The following is a 20,481-nucleotide window of genomic DNA, read 5'->3' as shown; positions in this document are numbered from 1 at the left end:
AAATGCTCATATATTAATTCAGGAGGGATCACATATGTCGTCGCACAACCACTCCCATCGCGATCATTCCCATGATCATTCGCATGAACACGATCACTCGCACGGGCATCATGACGGACAGAATCACGGACATAACCATGGAAACAGTCACGGCCACCACCATCACGGACACGGGCATGGACACTCTCACGCCCCCAATAGCAAAAAAGGGCTGACCATTGCGCTGATCATTACGAGCGCCATCATGCTGCTGGAATTTTTCGGAGGACTCGCTACGAACAGTCTCGCCCTTCTCTCCGATTCCGGCCATATGCTAAGCGACGCGGCTTCGCTCGCATTAAGTCTGACAGCCATGTGGTTCGCGACCAGACCTTCGTCCCCACGCAAATCGTTCGGGTACTACCGCTTTGAAATATTGGCGGCTTTGTTCAACGGAGTCTCCTTGTTCATCATCGCCGCGTTTATTATCAAAGAAGCTATCGACCGTTTCTTCGCTCCGCCCGAAGTTTCCAGCGGCTCGATGATTCTTATTGCCGCTGTCGGATTAATCGCAAATCTGGCAAGCGCCTGGGCGCTGATGAAGCAAGGGGATATCGAGGGCAACATCAATGTAAAAAGCGCCTACTTGCACATTATCGGGGACGCACTAGGCTCGGTTGGCGCGATCATAGCCGGATTGTTCATGCTTTCCTTCGGCTGGTACGTTGCGGACCCTATTATCAGCGTGGTCGTCTCCGTCCTTATTTTGAAAAGCGCTTGGGCTGTAATCCGCAATGCGATCCATATTTTGATGGAAGGCACGCCGATCACGATTGAAATGGATCAGGTGAAACAAACGTTGGAACGCATTGACGGAGTTATTAACGTGCATGACCTTCATGTGTGGACCATTACGTCCGGCCTCGATTCTTTGACCTGCCATATGCTGATCGAGGACGATAAGGACGGTCAAGACATTTTGCAGAAGGCGATTCACGAAATGGAAAACAAATTTCAAATCCGTCACACGACGATTCAAGTGGAAAAATCCAACCTGCAGCATGCGGAATGCAAGATATAAAGCTGCAGGCAACAACAAAAAGGCTGCGATGAAGTTAGTTATCGTAGCCTTTTATCATGCATAATCGGCCATCATAAGGTGACCGTTGCCTCCTGACAAGTCCCTTCCTCGTTCCATATGACGCGTTCTCCGTAATTTTTCCCCCAGTTGTACATCATTTTCAATACGGGCATTAAACTTTCACCGTGTTCGGTCAACGTATATTCGACACGGGGCGGAACTTCGGGATACACTTTCCGGTAGACCAACTGATCTTCTTCCAATTCACGCAGCTGATTGGTTAACATCTTTTGCGTAATATGGGGGATCAACTTTTTCAGTTCGCTAAACCGTTTGGTTCCCTCCAGGCCGAGATGCCACAATATGATTAATTTCCATTTCCCCCCGATAACCGCCAAAGTTAATTCTTTCTCGCAATTTATCTCCATAAGATTGATTCGTTCTTTGACTTCACTGGCCATGATCATCCTCCTCCTTTCCTTAGTATACTATAAATTCACGGTTCGTTTTTATATAGTTTGCGCTATTTAATGCCGGCGCCGATTTACCGAAGCGGCAAAAGGTCAATGCATCCGCTCATGCGGACGCATTGACCCTAACAACATGATGTGGTTGACGACCGTCATGCGTCTCCACACCGCGCGCAGCGCGCGGGCGCTTTCGCGCCCCGCGGCTTATTCCAGGTTGGCGTGTCTGCCGTACATCCGGCCGGAGTCCAACCCCTGTTTGTCCATCAACCTGAGAATGACGGCGTCGTAAAACACCAACAAAGTTTGCTCGAATAAAGAAGCCATAGGCTGAATAGTCGTATGGCCGCCGCTCGCTTGATCTTTGGGCGAACCCGGCAGTTTCACGGCAACATCCGCCAACCTTCCGATGGTGGACTCGGGAGCAATCGTGACGGCAACAACGGACGCCCCGAGACTTTTCGCTTTCTCGGCCATCGGAACCAAGCTTTTCGTTTCCCCCGAGCCCGTGCCGATGACGAAAATATCGCCCCTGCCAATGCCCGGAGTCACCGTTTCACCGACCACATAGGCGTCAATCCCGGTGTGCATCAGGCGCATGGCGAATGCCCGCCCCATTAAACCCGATCTCCCGGCTCCGGCCACAAACACCTTCCCGGATTGCAAAATAAGACCGGCCAATTTCTCGGCCTCTTCCTCGCCGATCTGCTCCACCGAACGCACAAGCTCCTTGACGATCTCGGCTGCGTATTCGATCGTTTCCATGGCGGTTAAACCTGACGGATCAAACGTTTCATTTCCGCCGCGGCCGCCTTTTTATCTTCATGGCCGGTAATGCCGCCGCCTACGATGACCAGATCCGGATTGGCTTTGATAACTTCCGGCAGCGTATTCAGCTTGATGCCTCCTGCGATCGCCGTTTTCGCATGCTTGACGACGCGCTTGATCGCCGTAAGCTCTTCGAAAGAGTTTTTGCCTGCGGCCTGATGGTCGTAACCGGAATGAACGCAGATATAGTCAACGCCGAGAGCGTCGATTTCTTTTGCCCTGCCTTCAATGTCCTTCACGTTGATCATGTCGACCATAATTTTTTTGTTTTGCTTTCTCGCTTCCTCTACCGCGCCGCGAATCGTCGAATCGTCGGACGCTCCCAGAACGGTAATGATATCCGCTCCCGCTTCGGACGCTTTCATGACCTCATACCCGCCGGCGTCCATAATTTTCAGATCGGCCAGCACGCGCAGCGACGGAAACGCCGCTTTGATTTCTTTTACGGCTTTCAGCCCTTCGTTAATGACGACCGGCGTGCCGATTTCGACGATATCAATATATTCCCCTACCTCCGCAACCACTTGCTTCGCTTCGGGAATATCTACTAGATCCAGTGCTAATTGCAGTTCCATCCTCGTATCGCTCCTTCTGAAATAAAGTTGTTCTTCAACACATGCTTATTGTAGAACCTTAATTTCATTTAAGGAAGTAGGCACTTTGGCGTGCGGTAGTTACGCAGAGGATACTATTGGCGTATTACACGGCCCGGCCTCTCGGATTTTTGGCGGAAGATCCCTGCAGCAACCGTTCGTATTTTTTCTCCAGCGAATCCCAGCGGTTGCTGAAAATAATAATCCCGATCGTAGGCAGCACGACAACCCGCGCAATCATATAGCTCAAAATAAACGATCCGTTCGTAATCAGTTCAATCATGCTGAAAAGCAGTGCGAGCCCGACCCCAAAACCGAGAAAACCGTGCATGAGCACGTATTTTCTCCTGCCCATTTCACGTTTCGCCCGCCACTTCGATATAAATTTTCCATGATCCATGCTCTCTCTTCTCCCCCGCGGAATTTTGCCAACTAACTGCACCCGGATCTATTCCTGAGCAGTCAAAATGACAGGTCCCGCTTTCGTAATGGCAATTGTATGTTCATACTGAGCGGACAACTTCCCGTCAGCGGTTCGCGCGGTCCAACCATCGTCGTCGATCGTCATGCGATACGTTCCCGCGTTCAACATCGGCTCAATAGTAAAAACCATCCCTTCCTTAAGGCGGAATCCTTTGCCCGGCGACCCGACGTGCGGGAAATTAGGCTCCTCATGCATGCTTCTACCCACTCCATGGGCAAGCAAATCGCGCACGACGCCAAAACCGTTTTGCTCCGCATGGTGTTGAATCGCATGGACGACATCGCCGATCCGGCTGCCGACGGTTGCCCGTTCGATACCGATGTACATGCACTCTTTCGCGACCCGCATCAACTTCTCGGCTTCCTCCGAGACGGAGCCGACCGCATAGCTCCATGCGGAATCGCCGACCCAACCGTTCAGCTCCGCAACGATATCAATGGTGACGATGTCTCCCTGCAGAAGCGGCTTGCTATTCGGGAACCCATGCGCGATCACATCGTTGACGGAAGCGCACGTTGCATACCGGTAGCCATTGTAGCCCAAAGTGGGCGCTCTCCCTCCGGCGTTCGTGATAAGCCGCTCCACTTCGTCGTTAATCTCCTGCGTCGTTATGCCCGGGCGAATCAACTCAGCCACTCTTTTGTGGCATGCCGCCACGAATGTCCCGGCTATTTTCATTTCTTCGATTTCCGCCGCCGATTTCAAAGTCACCATATTATCTGCTCCCTCCCGGCAAAATTCCCGTAATCAAAGTTTCCGCTGCCTCGTCGCCATCCATCTCTTCATGCTGATGATGAATATGCAATCCGGCATAGCCGACCAGCGAGCCAATCAGCATGTTGGCCGCCTTTTCCGGGCTTCGCCCGCCGGCGCATTCCCGCACAACCTCCGCCAGCGGCAAGTACAGCTCTTCGTGGAACCGCTGGGACAGCTCCCGGTAACGGCCGGTGGGCAGCTGATGAAAATTTTCCGCCGACATTTTGTACAGGATGAACACCGATAGATCCTCCGACCACTGGCGAAGCATGAGCACGATATAATTCCGCAGCCGCTCATGCCATGGTCCTCCGCCACCCAAGGCGGTTTCCGTGACCGATTTCGCCTGTTCGAAAGCGCACCACAGCAAATCGTCAAACAATTCGTATTTATTTTTGTAATAATGATAAACCGTTCCATAACCGAGTGCGGCTTGGGCCGCTACATCGCGCATTTCCATAGTTATGCCTTTATCGATATACACCTGCGCAGCCGCCCGCAGCATTTGCTGCATCCGGTTCGCACGAATCTCTTCGTTCTGTTCCTTCGTTCGGGGAGACATGATCGGAAAGCCCTCCTTTTTTGACCTACTGCAATGTCAAAATAAAAATACAATAATTTTCCTTTCCCGTCAACCCGAAAATACACTGCACGTATTCCCCGCTTCAAAAGAGGCGTCGACAAGCCGTATATTTGAGGCGAGGCACTCATCTATGTGGGAAAAGGTCCTGCGCCGGCCATTTCCTCCAGCATTTGCTGTGTAAACCGAATCCACTCCCGGGCTGCGAAGGATAAATATCCGTTGCGCCTCCATATCATGGCCAGCTGCCACGGAATTTCCGGCTCGACCAGCGAAAGCAGGCGCACCCGGCTCCGATCGAGCGCTGCGCATATCGTCTCGGGCAGCATCGCGATGCCGAGGCCGGCCGCGACCATCTCGCTGATGAAATCCCATTGCGAGCTTTCAAAAAGCACGGCAGGCTCAAAGCCCTGCTGTTTGCAGGCCGCAAGGATCCGGTCGTGCAGGGCGAAGTCTTCGCGAAATAAAATAAACGGCTCGGCGGCAAGCTCGGCCAGCGATACCTGCGTGCGCCCAGCCAACGGGTGGGACGGGTGCACGACCAGTTTCAGCCGTTCCTTGACGAAAGAGAACGCATGAAACAGCTCCTCATCCGTCGGCAGCAAAATGACACCCATGTCCAGCAAGCCGCCGGCGACGCCGGTCTCGATTTTTTTGGAGCCGTCTTCGACCATATGGATCGCAAGGCCGGGATAACGCTGCCGAAACTTGCTCATGACGACCGGAAAAAAGCTCGATCCTACCATCGGCGGCAGTCCGATCCGAATGCTTCCGTGCTTCAAGTGCGTCAAATCGTTCAGCTCCGACTTTAAATATTCGAACGATTTCATGATCGGCTCGGCGTGTTTGACAATGACCTGCCCTGCATCCGTCAGCTCGATCCGCTTCCCGTTGCGGACAAACACCTCAACCCCCAGCTCGTCCTCCAAATTTTTGATCGTCTTGCTGATGGTCGGCTGTGTCAGATGCAGCTCCTCGGCCGCTTTTGTAAAGCTGCTCCAGCGAACTACCTCCAGCACATACTGCAAATGGCGCAAATCCATAAGACTCCCCCACTCTCCCATTCTGTATAGATAAATGGAATGCATGACATTCATACTATTCATTTTACCTATGAAAAGCTTTCATGTACACTTGCATGAGATAAACCTCTATCGAGGTCTTTTCGAAGATGAGCGACCGCGTTTAGAGGTAGGTTTAATCGCCAATAAGAATGCGGTTCAAAAAACGAAGGAGGCTGGGGAATGAGAAAAGCTCTCCTGGTCGCGGCGCAAGTTTTGTTTTTCACCGCGGTTTCGTTCGGAATGAATGCCCTGACAGGCTGGCTGCACGTCCCTGTTCCCGGCAGCATTGCGGGCATGCTGCTCATTTTTGCGCTGCTGCAAACGCGAGTTCTCCGGCTGGAATGGGTTGACCTCGGCTCGAAATGGCTGCTGGCGGAAATGCTGCTGTTCTTCATCCCTTCCGCCGTCGGAATGATTCCTTATAAGTCCCTGTTGCTCACGAACGGGCTGCGCATTTTTATCGTTATTTTCGCAAGCATGATCATCGTGATGGCCGGTGCAGGCCTGCTGGCGCAGCTGCTCGCCAAACGCAAAGAAAGGAAGCGGGAAACATGCTCCCACTAGGCTGCTTCATCATGACGGTGCTGTTTTATTACGCTTGCCGACAGCTTTACCGCCTTTTCCCGTTTGTGTGGCTGTCCCCCCTGCTGCTCGTTCCGATCGCGCTGATCGCGGCGGTAGCGTATACGCACATTCCTTATGAAGCCTACGTCGCAGGCAATCGCGTGCTGACGGACATGATCGGTCCGGCTACTGTGGCCATGGCTGTTCCGCTGCACAAAAACTTTGCCATGCTCAAAAAGCATGGCGCTACGATCGTGATCAGCGTGTTTTGCGGAGCTGTCCTTGCGATATTGACTTCGGCGCTGTTCTCCGCCTGGCTTCACCTGGGGGCGAATCTGACGGAAAGCCTCGCACCGCGCTCCGCAACTACGCCTATTGCGGTTGCGGTTTCCGCATCGATCGGCGGCATACCGAACATCACCGCCGTATTCGTCATGGTGACGGGGCTGCTCGGCATCATCGTCGGGCCGCTTGCGGTGCGGGCATTCCGCATCCATAACGACATCGCCCGAGGCATTATGTTCGGAACGAGTGCACATACGGCCGGAACGACCAAAGCGTTCGAATTCGGCTCCGTGTCCGGTTCCATCTCTTCGATCGCAATGATTTTGACGGCTTTCTTTACGTTGTGCGCCGCGCCATGGGTGATGCGGCTTCTGGAACGGTTTGTTTTTTAGCCCGGCCTCCTTCATGTTCTGATAATTTTTCAGGTATTGGCGTATGCTAGTTCCTAACAGATCAACATGACATTGGAGGCAAAATGAGAATTCTGATAACGCTAAGCATTTGCTTTTTGCTGTTTCAGACCGCTGCGGAGGCGGCCCCCCAGAAGGATCGAAAATATTATGAATCCCGCGGAGAAGTTGTTTGGGAGGTAGCGACGAGTGAGAAAGTGATTGCCTTAACATTCGATGACGGCCCTCATCCCGTGCATACGCCGCAAATTTTGGATCTGCTTAAACAATATGACGCGAAAGCGACTTTTTTTGTCGTCGGCAATAAAGTGAAGCTGAATCCGGACCTGCTTCGGCGGGAGGTCAATGAAGGACACGAAATAGCCAATCATACGTACAGCCACGCCTATTTAAGCCGCAGAACAAATATGAAAAAAGAAATCAATCAAACGGAGGAGCTGATCGGCTCCATTACCGGACAACGCAGCCATCTCTTTCGTCCGCCGGGCGGCGTTTTTAACGAACGGCTTGTCGATATCGTCAAGCAGGAAGGCTATAAAATGATTATGTGGACATGGCAGCTCGACACCAGAGATTGGAGCACCCCGGGGGTGGACAAAATCGTCAACCGAGTGTTGAAACACTCCAACAATGGAAATATCGTCCTATTTCACGATTATGTAGAGGGTCCCACTCAGACCATTGACGCTTTGAAAAAGATATTACCGGAATTGAAACAGCGGGGCTACCGTTTTGTCACAGTTACCGAGCTGTTGAGCTACAGCAATGCGATTCCCGCCAAAAAGCCGTAAAGCGCATCGACGGCTGCGCTAAATTCCCTTCATCCTGCACCTGCCTTTGGTCCCGTGCGGGATTCTTTGCTGTCCCCCGCCGGCCGAGCCGGTGAAGTGGCCAATTTTATGGCGGATGATCATCCATTACATAGACAAATGTTTATGACCGTTACGACAAAATGAGGTGAACTTCAGTTTGTGGTATTTCCGGCCCCCGGCGATTGTCCTCCACCTGGTATAACCAGCCGTTTGTAGGTCGCTTTAGAAAGCACTGCTTCTATCAGCCTACCGGAGCCACCTGCGAAAACAATTATAATACGTATTAATACCTATTATTTTCGAACAAATTCGTGACAAACTGGCAAATTTCGCAAACATCTAGTACAATGAAACTATGATTGAGATCTGCTCGAAACGGCAAACTTGGCGAAAGCCAAGGACGCAAAGCTACAGGGACTGCGGTTTTTCCAAACCATGTCAGCCAGCTGCCGAAGGATTGAGAGCGAGCAATTGCCTCCCTTTGGCCACCTGTAAGAGTGGCTTTTCCAATCAATTGATGGAGACCCAAGGAGGAACATTCTCAGATGAGCGACTTACAAAGATTCGACCTTTCCGTGCGTGAACTTAGCGAAATGATCGGCAACGAACCGGCGCAAGAATTAGTCAATTGTCTGCAATCTCTTTCTTTGCAAGAGCTGGAAGAACTCAGCGAATCATTTGAGATCATGATGTCTGCGAAGTAATCAAGAAATAAGCTTAGTCCGAACCCCGCCTGCCGGGGATATCAGACTAAGCTTTTTTTCTACGCTTGCATGGTGCTACCTTGTTTGCGAAACACCCTGGATACGATGGCCGTCCGAATATAAGGACGTATGGTCAGCCCCATCCGATCAGCTGTGTCTAGCCTGTTACACTTTCCACAAACTTCTCCAAAGCGGAAATGTCCGTGATGTTTTTGTTGCATTCATGGCCGTTCATGCACAAATAATTGCCTACCGCTTTATAATAATCGGGCGAAGAATGAGCTGGCCTTTTTTTGGATATCGCCGTAAATAAAGCGAGCTCCTCGTATCTGCCGCATAAAAAGCAATAACTTTTCTTGTTAATGGGCGTAAATCGGCCCTCAACCCCAACGAACTGCCCGTCTTTATGGTAAACCATGAACAATTTATTGGTCGAGATGTCGGTCCAGCTCAAATAAGTTACATAACGGTAGTCTATCGTCGATAAATCAGGAACCTTTAGTTTCTTGTTTTTCGGAAAAAGCTTCTGAATCTGTTTTTCCGAAATTTGCGGAAATGCCGCCAAATGCGGCTCTACCGCCCTCAAATACGTTTGGAAATCGTCTGCCGTTTCCAATGCGGAGATCCGTTCCACGATTTGTTTGCGGTCGTCGTCTGCAGCTTCCTGCAGCAGTTCCGCTATTTTCGTTTCCGTGCCGTATCTGACGGATTCCAGCACCTTCGGATCGGCAACCGTTCTGAGCGTTTGCAGCAGCAAATGCGTCTGCTTTTTAATAAAATTATATTGATGGTTTCTAATAAATGGTTCACACATACAGGTCCAGCCCCTTATTTGTTAATAGATTGAAATAAGGTGCAAAGCCAAGTATTAGAAACGATGTATGCTTTGTTCGGGCGATTATTTTGGAACAATTGTACGCCCATGCAAAGTATCGCCTCTAAAATGGGCTTTGCATGAGACTGTGCCAATCCGGCAATCTCTAATTGCCATCTGTACCACCTCCACGTCCGGCGATATGGATATTATAAACAAAATTGCCCGTTATCTCAATCCCGTCCGGGGATTGTGTCCCAGCCGAGGATTGCCGCATCGGCTTTAGTGGATATCTTTTTTGCGGAAATTTCCGCCTTTGACATCGTGAATATTGCCGACAGCAAGAAACGCCGAAGGATCGATCTCATCCACGATCGACTTGAGCTTGGCCTCTTCCAGCCGCGAAATGACGGTGAAAATGACTTTTTTGTCGCCGCCGCTAAAGACGCCTTCGCCATGGAGATAAGTAACTCCCCTGCCCAATCTGTCGTTCAATGCGGCCCCGATGTCCTCGGAATTGTCGCTGATGACCCATACGGCTTTGGACTGGTCCAGCCCTTCGATCGTAATATCGATCATTTTGAAATCGATATAATAGGCGATCAGGGAATACATCGCATGATCGAAGCCGAAGACGAAGCCTGCGCTCCCGAGTATAAACAAGTTGATGAACATGACGATTTCGCCTACGGAAAAAGGAGACTTCTTGCTGATCAGGATAGCGACGATCTCGGTCCCGTCTAGGGAACCGCCCGAGCGGATGACCATCCCGACGCCGATGCCCAGAATGACGCCGCCGAATACCGCGGCAAGCAGCGGGTCTACCGTAATCGCCTTGACCGGTATGAGCAGTGCGGTGCCGACGGACATCAAGATGACGGCGAACAGCGTCGAAACGGCAAACGTTTTGCCGATTTGTTGGTAACCGACGTAAAGAAAAGGGAGATTGAGCACGGACAGCAGCAGCCCGAGCGGCAGATGAAACAAATGCGCCAGCATAATCGAAATGCCTGTAATGCCGCCGTCGATAATTTGATTAGGGACGAGAAAAATTTCCAGGCCAACGGAAAATAAAGCCGATCCGAGCACAAGTAAAAAGATGCGCCGAATCAGCTTTATTTTCGAAAGTTTGGGATGTTGGGCGATAACGGTATGCATGCGGGAATCCTCCGAAAGTTTCTTCCGCCTATTATATCCAATCCGACGGGTTCTACTCTCTTCTTCCCTTGCGCTCTTACATGGTGCCGCCGCCTTGCCTGATCTCGGGAGGAATAACCTCCGGTCCTTTATTTATATACTGATAAATGAAAGTGCCGATCTGCTTCTCGTCAAACGCCGTCAATTCCATCGTCTTGGTCCACGCATTCACGACGATCTGTTTGTCGGCCGGAATGTCCGTGTTCGGCACTCCGAGTACGCCTGAGCCCGCTTTTTTGTACTTGGAGAGCGTTTTGATTTGCTCGATTACGCTTGCGTCCGCATCCGGTTTGTAGTAGATGATGATATCTCCATGCTCCAAATTGTGGACAAGCTTCTCAGTCGGCGGTTTTTCCGTGTAAAAGCCGAATTTCAGATCGTGGGGACTGTGCGTGCCCGATGTCGGAATTTTCATCTCGTAATGCTGCGGATCGTCGGAATGCCCTCTGCCGTAATCTTTATCGGTCGTTACTTGAATCGGAACGCCGAAATTTAAAGCCTCAACGTTATATTTGCCGCTTGCGTTCACGATGAAGTACGTTCCGGTAACAAGGACGGCGGCAGCGAGCAGCACGTGCGAAACGAGCAGCGCGGTTTTGCTTTTCTTTTTCAAAGCGGCTTTCTGATCTTTTTTCAACCGGCTCGTATTTTCTTTGTTCAGTCTGGACGCATAGACGTATCCGATTACAGCGAGCGCAAGAAGACCGATGCCGAGTAACAGCAGCCATAAGTATGAAGAACTTGCTGCATGCGATGAATGATCCATTTGATTCATATCCATAATTGTGTTAACCTTCCGTTCTTCGAGTAAAAAGTGAGAGTTTGGACAATATCAACACATCAAGCACAAACAAAATCAAACCGATATTAATCGCGTAATCCGCAGCATTCAATATCCCGTTCTTGGATTGAAAATGAATGAAATCCGTTACCTGGTTAAACAGGATCCGGTCCACTGCGTTGCCGGTCGCACCGCCGACGAGGAACGCGGCTGCCGCTTGCTTGACGGGACCTTGCAGCACGCCTTTCCGGCGGTAATACAGGACGGCGGCGACGAAAAAGACGGCGACCGGTACGAACAAGCGGCCGTAACCCTGAAAGGAGCTGAAAGCCGCTCCGCTATTTTCGTAACGGGTAAACTCCAGAACGCCGTTCCAGATCACGATCGAATCGCCGACCTGCATGTGCAGGCGGATCCATATTTTGGACAACTGATCGACGCCCACAACCAGCAGTGCTATAAGATAAAAAAGCATCTCAAGCAAGGACCAGTCTTATGGCGATATTGGACGGATCTTGAATAACCCATGCTCCGGCCTGTTCGTGGGCCGGAATTTGCGCTTGCCGCAGCCGTTCGAGCGTAAGCGCAAGTGCGGCTTGATCGGGGAATCGGATCGTAAAATAAGCAAGCCCCGTTCCGTTCGGCGGCGTCGCCGGCGTCCCTACTCCGGCCCAGATGTTGAGTCCGATGTGATGATGGTAGCCGCCTGCCGATATGAACAATGCGCTCATCTGTCTCCGGGCGTCAGCGGCAATGTCGAACCCCAGCACGTCACAGTAAAATTGCTTCGCCGCCTCAAGGTCGCTTACATGAAAATGGACGTGCCCGATCGCCGTACCCGCTGGCAGCCCTTGCCAGTCGCGGCCTTTGGTTTCTTCCAGCAAGCCGTCCCAATCAATGGGATCGCTTGCCATCACGTAGTTGCCTTCCGCGTCGCGGCGCCAGCTGTCGCGGGGGCGGTCGCGGTAAATTTCGATGCCGTTATGATCGGGATCGGTAATGTACAAAGCTTCGCTCACCAGATGGTCCGCTTGACCGATGTGAATGCCGGACTCGATCAGATTGCGCAAGGAAAGTCCGAGGTCTTTCCTTTCGGGCAGCAGTATCGCGAAATGATACAGCCCTGCCGCAGACCGCCGGGGTGTGACGATGGCGTTCGGAACTTCCTCAAGCACGATCAAGGTGCTTTCCCCGTCCGCGGTAAGGTTGGCCGTATTGGCCCCGAGACTCAGCACCTTCAGGCCGACGACATCCTGATAAAACCGGACGGACCGGTCCAGCTGACTGACTTTCACTTTCAATTCTCCAAGCCGGATATTTGCATCCATTTGCCCAGCCATACGATCATTCCTTTCTGAAAATCATATCATCGAATTACGAAAGTTAATTACTTTTCGTAACTTAGTGTATAATAATAAACTTCGTGTGTAAAGTTTTATGTTTTTGCGCACCCGCTCCGCTCATTTCGCCGGCAGCGGTCCTGTATAAACCGACTGCGGGCGGTAAATCGACGGCTCTCATGACAGCGGCGGTATGGAACTCCACAAAAAACGCCAAAAGAGCTTAACCCGCAAGTGAGTCGGTCACTGGCATGACTTAAGCTTTTGGCGCATTAATTTAACCGGAATCTGTAACCCGCTCCCCATACGGTCTCAATGTATTGGGAATTGGAGGCGCCAGCTTCGATCTTTTCCCGCAGTTTGCGGATGTGGACGGTAACGGTCTGGGAATCGCCGAGCGCGTCCATCCCCCATATCCGCTCGAAAAGGTGGTCTTTGCTGAACACGCGGTTCGGGTTCACAGCGAGGAAATAAAGCAGATCAAACTCCTTCGTCGTCAAAATCGCTTCCCGCTCGTTCACAAAAACTCTCCGCGAACCGTAATCGATCAGCAGCCCGTGGACGCGAATTTCGTCCTTGTTGTCCTTGGCGCCGGTCAGCCGCTCGTACCTGGCCAAATGCGCCTTGACTCTGGCGACCAATTCCCCGGGCTTGAACGGCTTCGTAATGTAATCGTCGGCACCGAGTCCGAGACCGCGGATGATGTCGATATCTTCCTTTTTGGCGGTTACCATCAGAATCGGAATGTTATGCTTCTCGCGAATTTGCCTGCATACCTCGAAACCGCTGATCAGGGGCAGCATCAAATCCAAAATGATCAGGTCGTACTCCCCGCTCATGCCCAGCGTCAAGCCCTGCTCGCCGTCGGTTGCGATATCGACTTTGTAGCCGTTGACCTCCAGGTAGTCTCGTTCCAACTCGGCAATAAGCTGTTCGTCTTCTACGATTAAAATACTCTGGTTCATCGTTTATCACCGTCTTTATCCGTTTTAAGCGGCAGTGTGATCGTTATGGAAGTGCCTTCGCCCTTCACGCTGCGCGCTTCGATCGTCCCGCCGTGGCCTTCGATCATTTGCTTGGAGATGGCCAGGCCAAGCCCGCTGCCGCCCGTGTGGCTGTTTCTGGAAGGATCCGCCCGGTAGAACCGCTCGAATACGTAAGGAAGCGCAGCCGTATCGATCCCCTGCCCGTTATCCGTCAGTTCGATGACGGCATGTTCATCCGTTTTCCAAGCCCGCAAATGAATGCGCTTCTCCGGCTTGTTCATATATTTAATGCAATTGTCCATAATGTTGGAAAATACCCGCTTTATTTTATCACGGTCAATAGACACTTTTGTCTGCTGTTCGAATATGATATCCGAATCATAATGGACGCCTTTTTTTCCAAGTTCAAATTCCAGTTCATCCGACCAATCCAATAAGAAAGCGCGAATATCTACGGTTTCAAAATGGAACGGCAGCCGTTTCAAATCCAGTTTGGAATACAAAAACAGCTCATCGATCAAATGATCCATTTCCTCGGCTTTGGATGAGATGATCTCGATATATTTTTGCCGTTTGTCCGGCGTATCCGCAATTCCGTCGCCGATTCCGTCGACATATCCCCGAATGGCCGTCAGCGGCGTGCGCAAATCGTGGGAAATGTTGGAGATCAGCTCTTTGCGGTTTTCTTCGTATTGCAGCTGCGTTTGAATCGATTGGTGCAGCTGTCTGCGCATATCTTCAAATGCGATGCTGAGCTGCCCGATTTCATCCTTGCTGGTCGGTTCCATATGAAAATCCAGATCGCCCGACTTCATTCGTTTCATCGCGTTTTTAAGCTTCTGAAGCGGTTTGATGATGCTTCTGGATACAAAATAAGTCAGCAAAGTATGCGTAAGAATAAGAATAACGACAAGAGTTATGAACAAGATCGGGAAAAATTTTTGGGCAAAATTCACCAGCGGATCGACGGCCGTCACCGCGAATGCGCTTCCCGGGGACTGATCTGCGTACATAAAATCGAAATGCATGATTTCTTCCAGCTGGTTTCCGTACCGGACGGGCTCTTCTTTTTCCGTATGCCCCGGACGGTCGAAAGCTGGCAAATGGTTCAAAACTTCAGCCTGCTGAAAAGCGGGCGAAACGTAGACAACATGGCCGCCCTTGCGGACGATCAGATACGATTTGTTCGCCTGCAGCTCTTGATCCAGATCGGCCAAATAAGCCGCGTCCGCCAGCATCGACGGATTTTTTTCGGCTGTACGCCGCATCTCTTTCATCGTCCGCTCCACGTTGTGGTTCTCGAAAAACCCTTCGCCGGTGCCGTACTGATCGCGGATGCTTTGAAAATCGCCGCGGAAAACGACGACCAGCAGCATGGCGGTAATGATCATCATGACTAGCGGAATAATGAGCATGGCTGCGTAAGAGAGCAGCAGCTTTACACGTATCGACATAAGCGGATTCCCCGTTTACACTTCTTTTCGGTCAAATTTATAGTAACCAAGCGCCAAAAACAACATGCAGCTGGAAATCAGGAAAAGCGAAGCTGTCAGCAATTTGCCGGCCGCGACCGTCGGACTGAGCCAAAGCATGTGCCAATCCGTGTAAGAAGCCGGCGAAAAGGCGGAAACCGGGCTGTACAGGAACGGAGCGATTTTGGCGGCGGCGTACACGACGATAGTAAATACCATGAAGCCGCTGGCGCTTTTAAAAAACTGGGCGATGCAAACAAAGACGGCGGACAGAGCGACCATAGAGACGAAAGCGGCCGCATAAGCTTTGATGATGCTGATTCCTTCCGCAAGGCCTGCCGTCGTACCTGCAAACAGGTTGCAAATCCACGTAACAATGGCCAAAATAACGAGCAAAGCTGCGATACCCGTGGCCAGTGCCGCTGTTTTGGCGAAAAATACTTGCAGCCGCGAATTCGGCCGCAGCAGGGCAAGCTTCAAAGTCCGGGAAGCGACCTCATGCGGAAACAGATCGGCAGTAATCGTCAAAATAAACAGCGGAATCCATACGGCGGTGTAGATGTCCAGCATTTGAACGGGAAACGATTGGCTGACGGCGACGAGCCCTAATACAGGCTGAAGCGCGTGCAGCGAAAGCGCAAGCAGTATAGGCAATATGGCCGAAAAGATGCCGAACATGACCACTTTTTTGCGGTACAGCAGCAGAAGCAATTCGTTGACATACCCCGCTTTCCATCTATGCACAATGCTGATCCCCCTTTGCGAGCTGCAGCTCGTCGATATAAAATTGCTCCAGCGATTGATTGCTGTGCAGCAGATCGGAGACGTGCCCCTCTTTTTGCAGCTGCCCCTGCACAATAATGCCTACCCGGTTGCACAGCTGCTCCAGCTCATGGATCATATGGCTGGAAATGATGAACGATGTCCCTTTTTCTTCGGACAGCCGTTTGATCAGCTTTCGGAACATGACCGTGCCTTCGATATCGAGGCCGTTCGTCGGTTCATCCAGGATGACAAGCTTCGGTTCCGGTAAAATGGCCGCGGCTAACGCCAGCTTTTGCTTCATGCCTGTCGAGAAATGTTTGATTTTCTCTTTGCGTACTTTCAGCAGGCCGACCGCATCCAGCGCTTCTTCCATGTGCCGTTCACCGATGCCCGGATAAAATCGCGCGACCAGTTGCAAATACTGCCATGCGGTCAGAAAATCGTGAAAATCGGCCGATTCGATCATGCAGCCGACGTGCCGCATACCCGCCTCGTATCGATCCGACATATCGGCGCCAAATAAGGTGACCGTGCCTTGATCCGCGCGGATTAGCCCGGTGATCAGCTTCAGGAACGTCGTCTTCCCCGCCCCGTTGGGACCGAGCAATCCATACACGTCCCCTTCGTACAGCTGAAGGCTGATGTCGCGTATCCCTCTTTCATTGCCGTAAACTTTCGTTAGACACTGCGTTTCCAGTATAGGGTCCATCCGGCATTCCTCCTCGGAATTGTGGTGAAGCAGGCAGGCCGTACAGATAAAAGGCCTGTCTGCTTCAAATATGTGTAAAAGCATAAGAACGAATTTATTCGTTAGTCGTTGTTTTCGTGCTTGCCGCCGCGCTCATGCTTGATTTGCTGTACGGTTTTGCCCGTAAGGTCGATCGTATCCGGCGTCGTGCTGCCGTAGCCCGAAAGATCCGCCTGCAGGTGCAGCGTCACCTGGTGTGCAGTGCCGGAGGCATCTTTTCCGGACACCGTTACGTCGGCTTCCTGGTGATCGATATAGTTGGACGCATTCACGTCCGCTTTGACAGCTACTTTTTCAACCTTGATGTTTTGGGTTAATTGAGGCACGGCCGCTTTCAGGAAATTTTCCTGGAACGGCAAATCTTGAGGATCGCTGTTGTCTGCCGCGCTCCGCTGTCCATGCTCTTTGGCCGCTTCTTTAATGGCGATTGGCGCGATCGCATTGACGACTGCCGGAAGCTGCGTGCTATCAAGGGAAACGGAAATTTGTTTCGAACCGTCTGCCTGTTCGTTTACCGCGACGTAATCTTTCAAATTGCCTACCAGCGCGTCGATGACCGTTTCAACTTGCTGGGAAATGGCCGGATCAGCCGTTTCTTTTGCTTTTTTATGCTTTTGCTCCGATTCCTGTTTCACGTAATAGACATCGCTTGCGCCGGATTTGAATACAGTTTCATTGTTTTGCTTATAAATGTCAAACGATTGCTTCGAGCCATTCGAAGTTACGTTCGCACTTCCGCTCAACGTTTTGGTATCCGGGCTCACTTTAAAATTCCCGCTTGCCTGAATCAGTGAGGCTCCGTTATCCTGCAGATCCGCAGCGGCTTGGACGGTTACATTTTTGACGGTTTTCGTGTTTTTGAGCGCGGATTTGTAGGCATCGTAGCCGGACGTGCTGGCTAGTGCGCTAAACCCGGTCGTTACCATGACGATGCTGCTAATCCCAACAGCGCTTCCCAGAATCAACCACTTCTTTTTCATGTTATCCTCCTATACGGTGTATATATTTTGTCTTACACCGCTAATCATAGGCGCCAAAAATGAAACCCTTGTGAAACATTTCTTAAATATTTCTTAAATCAGATTGATGTGGAAATAAAACAAAGAGCTGCCGGCAGCTCTTTGAATATGAACGATTATAGCACTTCCTCGACCTGGGCGGCGCTCCACCCTTTCGAATCGACTTCTAATTGTACGTCCGGGCGGACCGGATATCTGCGCAAAAATTCTTTGGCCGAAATGGCGATGATTTTAGGCGAGGCGAGGTTTCCCGGCGCTTTGAGCCGCTTCTTGCCGTCCGGATGCATCATATAAAGCAAGAGCCGCAAGTACAGCTTCGATAGCCGGGCAAATGCGCCTTTCGGTAAATCCTCCACGGTAAATCCCAATTTCCCGGTGCCCTGATGAATCATTGTGACGCCGTATAGGGCCTTCACATCGTTTCTCTCGGCTAGCCACTCCGATATGTTAGGGAAACATCGCCTGGCTTCGCGGATCATGTGGACTGCGAGATGTACGACCGAACCCGATTTGGAAGCCATCTCAAACAGCTGCTCATTGTTGAAATGCAGCTCGACAACAACGTCCCCCGAACGCAGCTCATCCCCTTCTTGCAGTTGGATCGTCTTCCCGTAATACTTGCATTGTCTGATATAGAATATCCGGTTGTGCGGACTTACCGGTTTTACTTTGAAAAAAAAGTGAAATAAGTGCTCCCACTTTAACCATACATACACGAGAATTCTTTTCGATAAAACAACCGGTTCTTTGTCCGCTTCTTCGTCCAGCCGCATTTTTTCGTCAATCCGCAAAAATACGCACCCCCTCAGCTTGCATACTTCGAGGAATTCCTGGAGAGCTTCCAGCATATAATCGGGGGCATCGGCGTCCGCGCCGAACGTCTGGCCGCTATCGTGCAGCACGATCACATCGTTGCTGTTCAGCTTGGACAACAGCTCCCGCTTGATCCTTTCCTTTCCCCCCGTACTGCTCCAGTCTCTCACCATCAAGGACCACAATATCATTCGAAACCGCTTGAGCAGCAGCAAGTCGAATAAATTGATAACGCCCCACGGAGGACGGTAGTGCACCGGCTTCTCTCCGATGATGTTCTCGATCGCCTGCACGGATTGCTCAATTTGCTTTCTGACTTTTTTCGGGGTCATTAGCGCATTGGCCCAATGCACATAATTATGTATCCCCAGCAAATGGCCTTCCCGATGGATGCGCGTGATCAGCTCCGGATGCTTCTCCGCCTTCGATCCAAGAACGAAGAACGTCGCTTTCACGTCGTAACGCTTGAGCAGATCCAGCAGCTGCGGCGTATATTCGGGATCGGGGCCGTCGTCGAACGTCAGCGCGATTCCGCTTGCGCTTGCGTTTTTCCCTTTTTTGTACACGCCGAATCCGAACAAACGGATCAATAACGTCGGAAGTATCGTATAGATCAAAAATATGATGATGATGAACCACATAAAGTCATCCATGCTCAGCGCACACCCCCTGGAAGATCGTCTTTATGTTTGTTTCCCGAGCCCTCGGGCGAAAAGATCAAGTAATATACGGCGATAAAGCCAAGCAGCACGGAACTTGTCAAGACAGCGGCGTTCTCACTCCAGACAGCTGCCAACCAGCCGCCCAGCACCGGTCCGATGATGCCTCCGATTCCTTCCACGCTGGAGAACAATCCCCAACCCATCCCCGCTTGCTGCTTCGGCACATATTGAGCCAGCAGCGCGTTCCACGCAGGAAGCACCGCCGCGTAGGACAAACCGAGCACGGCAGCCATAACTACAGCCGCCCAAAATACGGGATGCAGCGTCAATCCGTACAAAGAAAGGGCAAAGACGGAAAAACCGATGATCAAAAACCATCTTCTTCCCCATTGATCGGAAAGCTTGCCCATCGGAATCAAAAACAGCATCGTACACAAACCGCCCGCAATCAAAATATAAGAATATTGCGAATAATGCAAACCTAGCTGTTTCACGGCAAAGCTCGGCAAAATCGGGACTAACATGCCTGCGGCCGTCGTCTGCAAAATCATGCCCGGAATGAGTGACTTCATCGTCCGCAAACGATCCCACAGCATGCCCAGTTGCTTGTCGAATGAAACTTGCATCACCGCGCTTTGCCTGGCATTGCTTATAAACAGCGACAATGCCCAGCTTGCGGCCCACAGCAGCATCATCAGGATGAAAGCCGTCTTGTAGCTTTGGTCGATGATAAAATTGATGACGATCGGACCGGAGCCGATGCCGGCCAGCCAAAAGGAATACAGCATCCCCATCTGCGAAGCGCGGTTGTCCGGCTTTACTTTGCTGAGGCATACGAGCCATATAGGCGAAATGCCGATGCCAAAAACCGCCGCGGCGGCCACCAGAACCCACGGATAGTAAGCGTACCGAACCATCAAAAGTCCGGCGAACGATATGCATAAGCCCAAATTGACGATCCATCTCAAAGAAAAACGATCCAATAAATAGCCGGCAAAACTTTTTAGGAGTGTGTCCGTTATATAATGAATGGAAACGGCGATTCCTACGGTCGCAACGGAGAAACCTAATTGATTCACCGCGTACGTCGGCAAAAACGAAACGAGGAACGCTCCCCTGACAAACTCCACTAAAAATAGAACGGCGGCATATAAAATAAAGTGCCGGGGCAGGAACTTGCTTAGATTAGGGATCAAGTCATTCACCTACCTATACAAATTGCGTGAATCCATCGCTCTTATACAGTGGTATCCCCTTGTGCTTCGAGAATCATGCAC

24 protein-coding genes, 1 pseudogene and 1 riboswitch are annotated in these 20,481 nt (G+C 51.1%); of the genes and pseudogenes, 6 read left to right on the top strand and 19 right to left on the bottom strand.

Features of this window, described 5'->3' with window-relative positions:
• The first annotated feature begins 34 nt into the window (after nucleotides 1-34).
• A complete protein-coding gene (locus AC3G2T_RS18855; protein WP_488436514.1) occupies nucleotides 35-1,060 on the top strand; it encodes a cation diffusion facilitator family transporter in 1,026 nt (341 codons plus the stop codon).
• A gap of 71 nt (nucleotides 1,061-1,131) precedes the next feature.
• Here the strand turns inward: AC3G2T_RS18855 and AC3G2T_RS18850 are convergent, their stop codons facing one another.
• From AC3G2T_RS18850 to cidR, 7 genes are all read right to left on the bottom strand, one after another.
• On the bottom strand, nucleotides 1,132-1,521 hold the full coding sequence (locus AC3G2T_RS18850) for a winged helix-turn-helix transcriptional regulator (protein WP_474680790.1): 390 nt from the start codon (nucleotides 1,519-1,521) through the stop codon (nucleotides 1,132-1,134).
• A gap of 213 nt (nucleotides 1,522-1,734) precedes the next feature.
• Nucleotides 1,735-2,292: a 6-phospho-3-hexuloisomerase gene (gene hxlB, locus AC3G2T_RS18845; RefSeq protein ID WP_488436513.1), complete on the bottom strand. Its 558-nt coding sequence runs from the start codon at nucleotides 2,290-2,292 to the stop codon at nucleotides 1,735-1,737.
• A 5-nt stretch (nucleotides 2,293-2,297) separates the two neighbouring features.
• Complete coding sequence (gene hxlA, locus AC3G2T_RS18840; RefSeq protein WP_488436512.1) at nucleotides 2,298-2,930, bottom strand: 3-hexulose-6-phosphate synthase; 633 nt, start codon at nucleotides 2,928-2,930, stop codon at nucleotides 2,298-2,300.
• A gap of 124 nt (nucleotides 2,931-3,054) precedes the next feature.
• The gene (locus AC3G2T_RS18835) at nucleotides 3,055-3,348 is read right to left on the bottom strand and encodes a hypothetical protein (protein ID WP_488436511.1); all 294 of its coding nucleotides are present in this window, start codon (nucleotides 3,346-3,348) and stop codon (nucleotides 3,055-3,057) included.
• Between the two features lie 48 nt (nucleotides 3,349-3,396).
• Entirely contained in the window at nucleotides 3,397-4,146 is a 750-nt protein-coding gene (map, locus tag AC3G2T_RS18830) for a type I methionyl aminopeptidase (RefSeq protein WP_488436510.1), read from the bottom strand.
• A 1-nt stretch (nucleotide 4,147) separates the two neighbouring features.
• Nucleotides 4,148-4,750: a TetR/AcrR family transcriptional regulator gene (locus tag AC3G2T_RS18825; RefSeq protein WP_488436509.1), complete on the bottom strand. Its 603-nt coding sequence runs from the start codon at nucleotides 4,748-4,750 to the stop codon at nucleotides 4,148-4,150.
• A gap of 149 nt (nucleotides 4,751-4,899) precedes the next feature.
• Nucleotides 4,900-5,811 (bottom strand): cidABC operon transcriptional activator CidR, encoded by a 912-nt coding sequence (gene cidR / locus AC3G2T_RS18820; RefSeq protein ID WP_488436508.1) that lies wholly within the window; start codon nucleotides 5,809-5,811, stop codon nucleotides 4,900-4,902.
• Between the two features lie 201 nt (nucleotides 5,812-6,012).
• On the opposite strand from cidR, the gene AC3G2T_RS18815 reads away from it, so the two are divergent.
• The 5 genes and pseudogenes from AC3G2T_RS18815 (at nucleotide 6,013) to AC3G2T_RS18795 (ending at nucleotide 8,607) form a co-directional block, all read left to right on the top strand.
• The gene (locus tag AC3G2T_RS18815) at nucleotides 6,013-6,396 is read left to right on the top strand and encodes a CidA/LrgA family holin-like protein (RefSeq protein ID WP_474680783.1); all 384 of its coding nucleotides are present in this window, start codon (nucleotides 6,013-6,015) and stop codon (nucleotides 6,394-6,396) included.
• A complete protein-coding gene (locus AC3G2T_RS18810) occupies nucleotides 6,384-7,073 on the top strand; it encodes an LrgB family protein (RefSeq protein ID WP_488436507.1) in 690 nt (229 codons plus the stop codon). Before AC3G2T_RS18815 ends, AC3G2T_RS18810 begins: the two co-directional genes overlap by 13 nt.
• 83 nt (nucleotides 7,074-7,156) lie before the next feature.
• The gene (locus AC3G2T_RS18805) at nucleotides 7,157-7,882 is read left to right on the top strand and encodes a polysaccharide deacetylase family protein (protein ID WP_474680781.1); all 726 of its coding nucleotides are present in this window, start codon (nucleotides 7,157-7,159) and stop codon (nucleotides 7,880-7,882) included.
• 169 nt (nucleotides 7,883-8,051) lie between these two features.
• Nucleotides 8,052-8,190, top strand: a pseudogene (locus tag AC3G2T_RS18800) (cell wall hydrolase); the annotation flags it as partial.
• A gap of 80 nt (nucleotides 8,191-8,270) precedes the next feature.
• Nucleotides 8,271-8,357, top strand: a riboswitch (cyclic di-GMP riboswitch).
• Between the two features lie 91 nt (nucleotides 8,358-8,448).
• The gene (locus AC3G2T_RS18795; protein WP_474680780.1) at nucleotides 8,449-8,607 is read left to right on the top strand and encodes a hypothetical protein; all 159 of its coding nucleotides are present in this window, start codon (nucleotides 8,449-8,451) and stop codon (nucleotides 8,605-8,607) included.
• 157 nt (nucleotides 8,608-8,764) lie between these two features.
• Here the strand turns inward: AC3G2T_RS18795 and AC3G2T_RS18790 are convergent, their stop codons facing one another.
• The 12 genes from AC3G2T_RS18790 to AC3G2T_RS18735 all read right to left on the bottom strand — a co-directional run bounded on the left by AC3G2T_RS18790 (nucleotide 8,765) and on the right by AC3G2T_RS18735 (nucleotide 20,400).
• Nucleotides 8,765-9,421 carry a FusB/FusC family EF-G-binding protein gene (locus AC3G2T_RS18790; protein ID WP_474680779.1) on the bottom strand — a complete coding sequence of 219 codons (657 nt, stop codon included), beginning with the start codon at nucleotides 9,419-9,421 and terminating at the stop codon, nucleotides 8,765-8,767.
• 282 nt (nucleotides 9,422-9,703) lie between these two features.
• Complete coding sequence (locus AC3G2T_RS18785; protein WP_488436506.1) at nucleotides 9,704-10,579, bottom strand: YitT family protein; 876 nt, start codon at nucleotides 10,577-10,579, stop codon at nucleotides 9,704-9,706.
• 76 nt (nucleotides 10,580-10,655) lie between these two features.
• Nucleotides 10,656-11,399 carry a DUF3105 domain-containing protein gene (locus tag AC3G2T_RS18780; RefSeq protein WP_488436505.1) on the bottom strand — a complete coding sequence of 248 codons (744 nt, stop codon included), beginning with the start codon at nucleotides 11,397-11,399 and terminating at the stop codon, nucleotides 10,656-10,658.
• 7 nt (nucleotides 11,400-11,406) lie between these two features.
• The gene (gene lspA, locus AC3G2T_RS18775) at nucleotides 11,407-11,874 is read right to left on the bottom strand and encodes a signal peptidase II (protein ID WP_488436560.1); all 468 of its coding nucleotides are present in this window, start codon (nucleotides 11,872-11,874) and stop codon (nucleotides 11,407-11,409) included.
• Between the two features lies 1 nt (nucleotide 11,875).
• Entirely contained in the window at nucleotides 11,876-12,739 is an 864-nt protein-coding gene (locus tag AC3G2T_RS18770; protein WP_488436504.1) for a VOC family protein, read from the bottom strand.
• 272 nt (nucleotides 12,740-13,011) lie between these two features.
• Entirely contained in the window at nucleotides 13,012-13,704 is a 693-nt protein-coding gene (locus AC3G2T_RS18765; protein WP_474680775.1) for a response regulator transcription factor, read from the bottom strand.
• Entirely contained in the window at nucleotides 13,701-15,179 is a 1,479-nt protein-coding gene (locus AC3G2T_RS18760) for a sensor histidine kinase (RefSeq protein ID WP_488436503.1), read from the bottom strand. The genes AC3G2T_RS18765 and AC3G2T_RS18760 overlap by 4 nt, the downstream gene beginning before the upstream one ends.
• Nucleotides 15,180-15,194: 15 nt before the next feature.
• Nucleotides 15,195-15,941 (bottom strand): DUF2705 family protein, encoded by a 747-nt coding sequence (locus AC3G2T_RS18755; protein WP_488436502.1) that lies wholly within the window; start codon nucleotides 15,939-15,941, stop codon nucleotides 15,195-15,197.
• Entirely contained in the window at nucleotides 15,934-16,671 is a 738-nt protein-coding gene (locus tag AC3G2T_RS18750; protein WP_488436501.1) for an ABC transporter ATP-binding protein, read from the bottom strand. The genes AC3G2T_RS18755 and AC3G2T_RS18750 overlap by 8 nt, the downstream gene beginning before the upstream one ends.
• A gap of 101 nt (nucleotides 16,672-16,772) precedes the next feature.
• Nucleotides 16,773-17,690, bottom strand: a complete 918-nt coding sequence (locus tag AC3G2T_RS18745) for a hypothetical protein (protein ID WP_488436500.1) — start codon at nucleotides 17,688-17,690, stop codon at nucleotides 16,773-16,775.
• 155 nt (nucleotides 17,691-17,845) lie between these two features.
• A complete protein-coding gene (locus AC3G2T_RS18740) occupies nucleotides 17,846-19,195 on the bottom strand; it encodes a polysaccharide deacetylase family protein (protein WP_488436499.1) in 1,350 nt (449 codons plus the stop codon).
• Nucleotides 19,196-19,197: 2 nt separating this feature from the next.
• Complete coding sequence (locus AC3G2T_RS18735; protein WP_488436498.1) at nucleotides 19,198-20,400, bottom strand: MFS transporter; 1,203 nt, start codon at nucleotides 20,398-20,400, stop codon at nucleotides 19,198-19,200.
• Nucleotides 20,401-20,481 lie beyond the last annotated feature (81 nt).

It is taken from the genome of Paenibacillus sp. sgz302191 (assembly GCF_057749925.1).
This window is presented reverse-complemented; position numbering and strand designations above follow the sequence as displayed.

What these genes read in the sequence shown, in the direction of transcription:
- AC3G2T_RS18855 (WP_488436514.1), top strand. Translation starts at nt 35, where the DNA reads ATGTCGTCGCACAACCACTCCCATCGCGATCATTCCCATGATCATTCG.
- AC3G2T_RS18850 (WP_474680790.1), bottom strand. Translation starts at nt 1,521, where the DNA reads ATGGCCAGTGAAGTCAAAGAACGAATCAATCTTATGGAGATAAATTGC.
- hxlB (WP_488436513.1), bottom strand. Translation starts at nt 2,292, where the DNA reads ATGGAAACGATCGAATACGCAGCCGAGATCGTCAAGGAGCTTGTGCGT.
- hxlA (WP_488436512.1), bottom strand. Translation starts at nt 2,930, where the DNA reads ATGGAACTGCAATTAGCACTGGATCTAGTAGATATTCCCGAAGCGAAG.
- AC3G2T_RS18835 (WP_488436511.1), bottom strand. Translation starts at nt 3,348, where the DNA reads ATGGATCATGGAAAATTTATATCGAAGTGGCGGGCGAAACGTGAAATG.
- map (WP_488436510.1), bottom strand. Translation starts at nt 4,146, where the DNA reads ATGGTGACTTTGAAATCGGCGGCGGAAATCGAAGAAATGAAAATAGCC.
- AC3G2T_RS18825 (WP_488436509.1), bottom strand. Translation starts at nt 4,750, where the DNA reads ATGTCTCCCCGAACGAAGGAACAGAACGAAGAGATTCGTGCGAACCGG.
- cidR (WP_488436508.1), bottom strand. Translation starts at nt 5,811, where the DNA reads ATGGATTTGCGCCATTTGCAGTATGTGCTGGAGGTAGTTCGCTGGAGC.
- AC3G2T_RS18815 (WP_474680783.1), top strand. Translation starts at nt 6,013, where the DNA reads ATGAGAAAAGCTCTCCTGGTCGCGGCGCAAGTTTTGTTTTTCACCGCG.
- AC3G2T_RS18810 (WP_488436507.1), top strand. Translation starts at nt 6,384, where the DNA reads ATGCTCCCACTAGGCTGCTTCATCATGACGGTGCTGTTTTATTACGCT.
- AC3G2T_RS18805 (WP_474680781.1), top strand. Translation starts at nt 7,157, where the DNA reads ATGAGAATTCTGATAACGCTAAGCATTTGCTTTTTGCTGTTTCAGACC.
- AC3G2T_RS18795 (WP_474680780.1), top strand. Translation starts at nt 8,449, where the DNA reads ATGAGCGACTTACAAAGATTCGACCTTTCCGTGCGTGAACTTAGCGAA.
- AC3G2T_RS18790 (WP_474680779.1), bottom strand. Translation starts at nt 9,421, where the DNA reads ATGTGTGAACCATTTATTAGAAACCATCAATATAATTTTATTAAAAAG.
- AC3G2T_RS18785 (WP_488436506.1), bottom strand. Translation starts at nt 10,579, where the DNA reads ATGCATACCGTTATCGCCCAACATCCCAAACTTTCGAAAATAAAGCTG.
- AC3G2T_RS18780 (WP_488436505.1), bottom strand. Translation starts at nt 11,399, where the DNA reads ATGGATATGAATCAAATGGATCATTCATCGCATGCAGCAAGTTCTTCA.
- lspA (WP_488436560.1), bottom strand. Translation starts at nt 11,874, where the DNA reads ATGCTTTTTTATCTTATAGCACTGCTGGTTGTGGGCGTCGATCAGTTG.
- AC3G2T_RS18770 (WP_488436504.1), bottom strand. Translation starts at nt 12,739, where the DNA reads ATGGCTGGGCAAATGGATGCAAATATCCGGCTTGGAGAATTGAAAGTG.
- AC3G2T_RS18765 (WP_474680775.1), bottom strand. Translation starts at nt 13,704, where the DNA reads ATGAACCAGAGTATTTTAATCGTAGAAGACGAACAGCTTATTGCCGAG.
- AC3G2T_RS18760 (WP_488436503.1), bottom strand. Translation starts at nt 15,179, where the DNA reads ATGTCGATACGTGTAAAGCTGCTGCTCTCTTACGCAGCCATGCTCATT.
- AC3G2T_RS18750 (WP_488436501.1), bottom strand. Translation starts at nt 16,671, where the DNA reads ATGGACCCTATACTGGAAACGCAGTGTCTAACGAAAGTTTACGGCAAT.
- AC3G2T_RS18745 (WP_488436500.1), bottom strand. Translation starts at nt 17,690, where the DNA reads ATGAAAAAGAAGTGGTTGATTCTGGGAAGCGCTGTTGGGATTAGCAGC.
- AC3G2T_RS18740 (WP_488436499.1), bottom strand. Translation starts at nt 19,195, where the DNA reads ATGGATGACTTTATGTGGTTCATCATCATCATATTTTTGATCTATACG.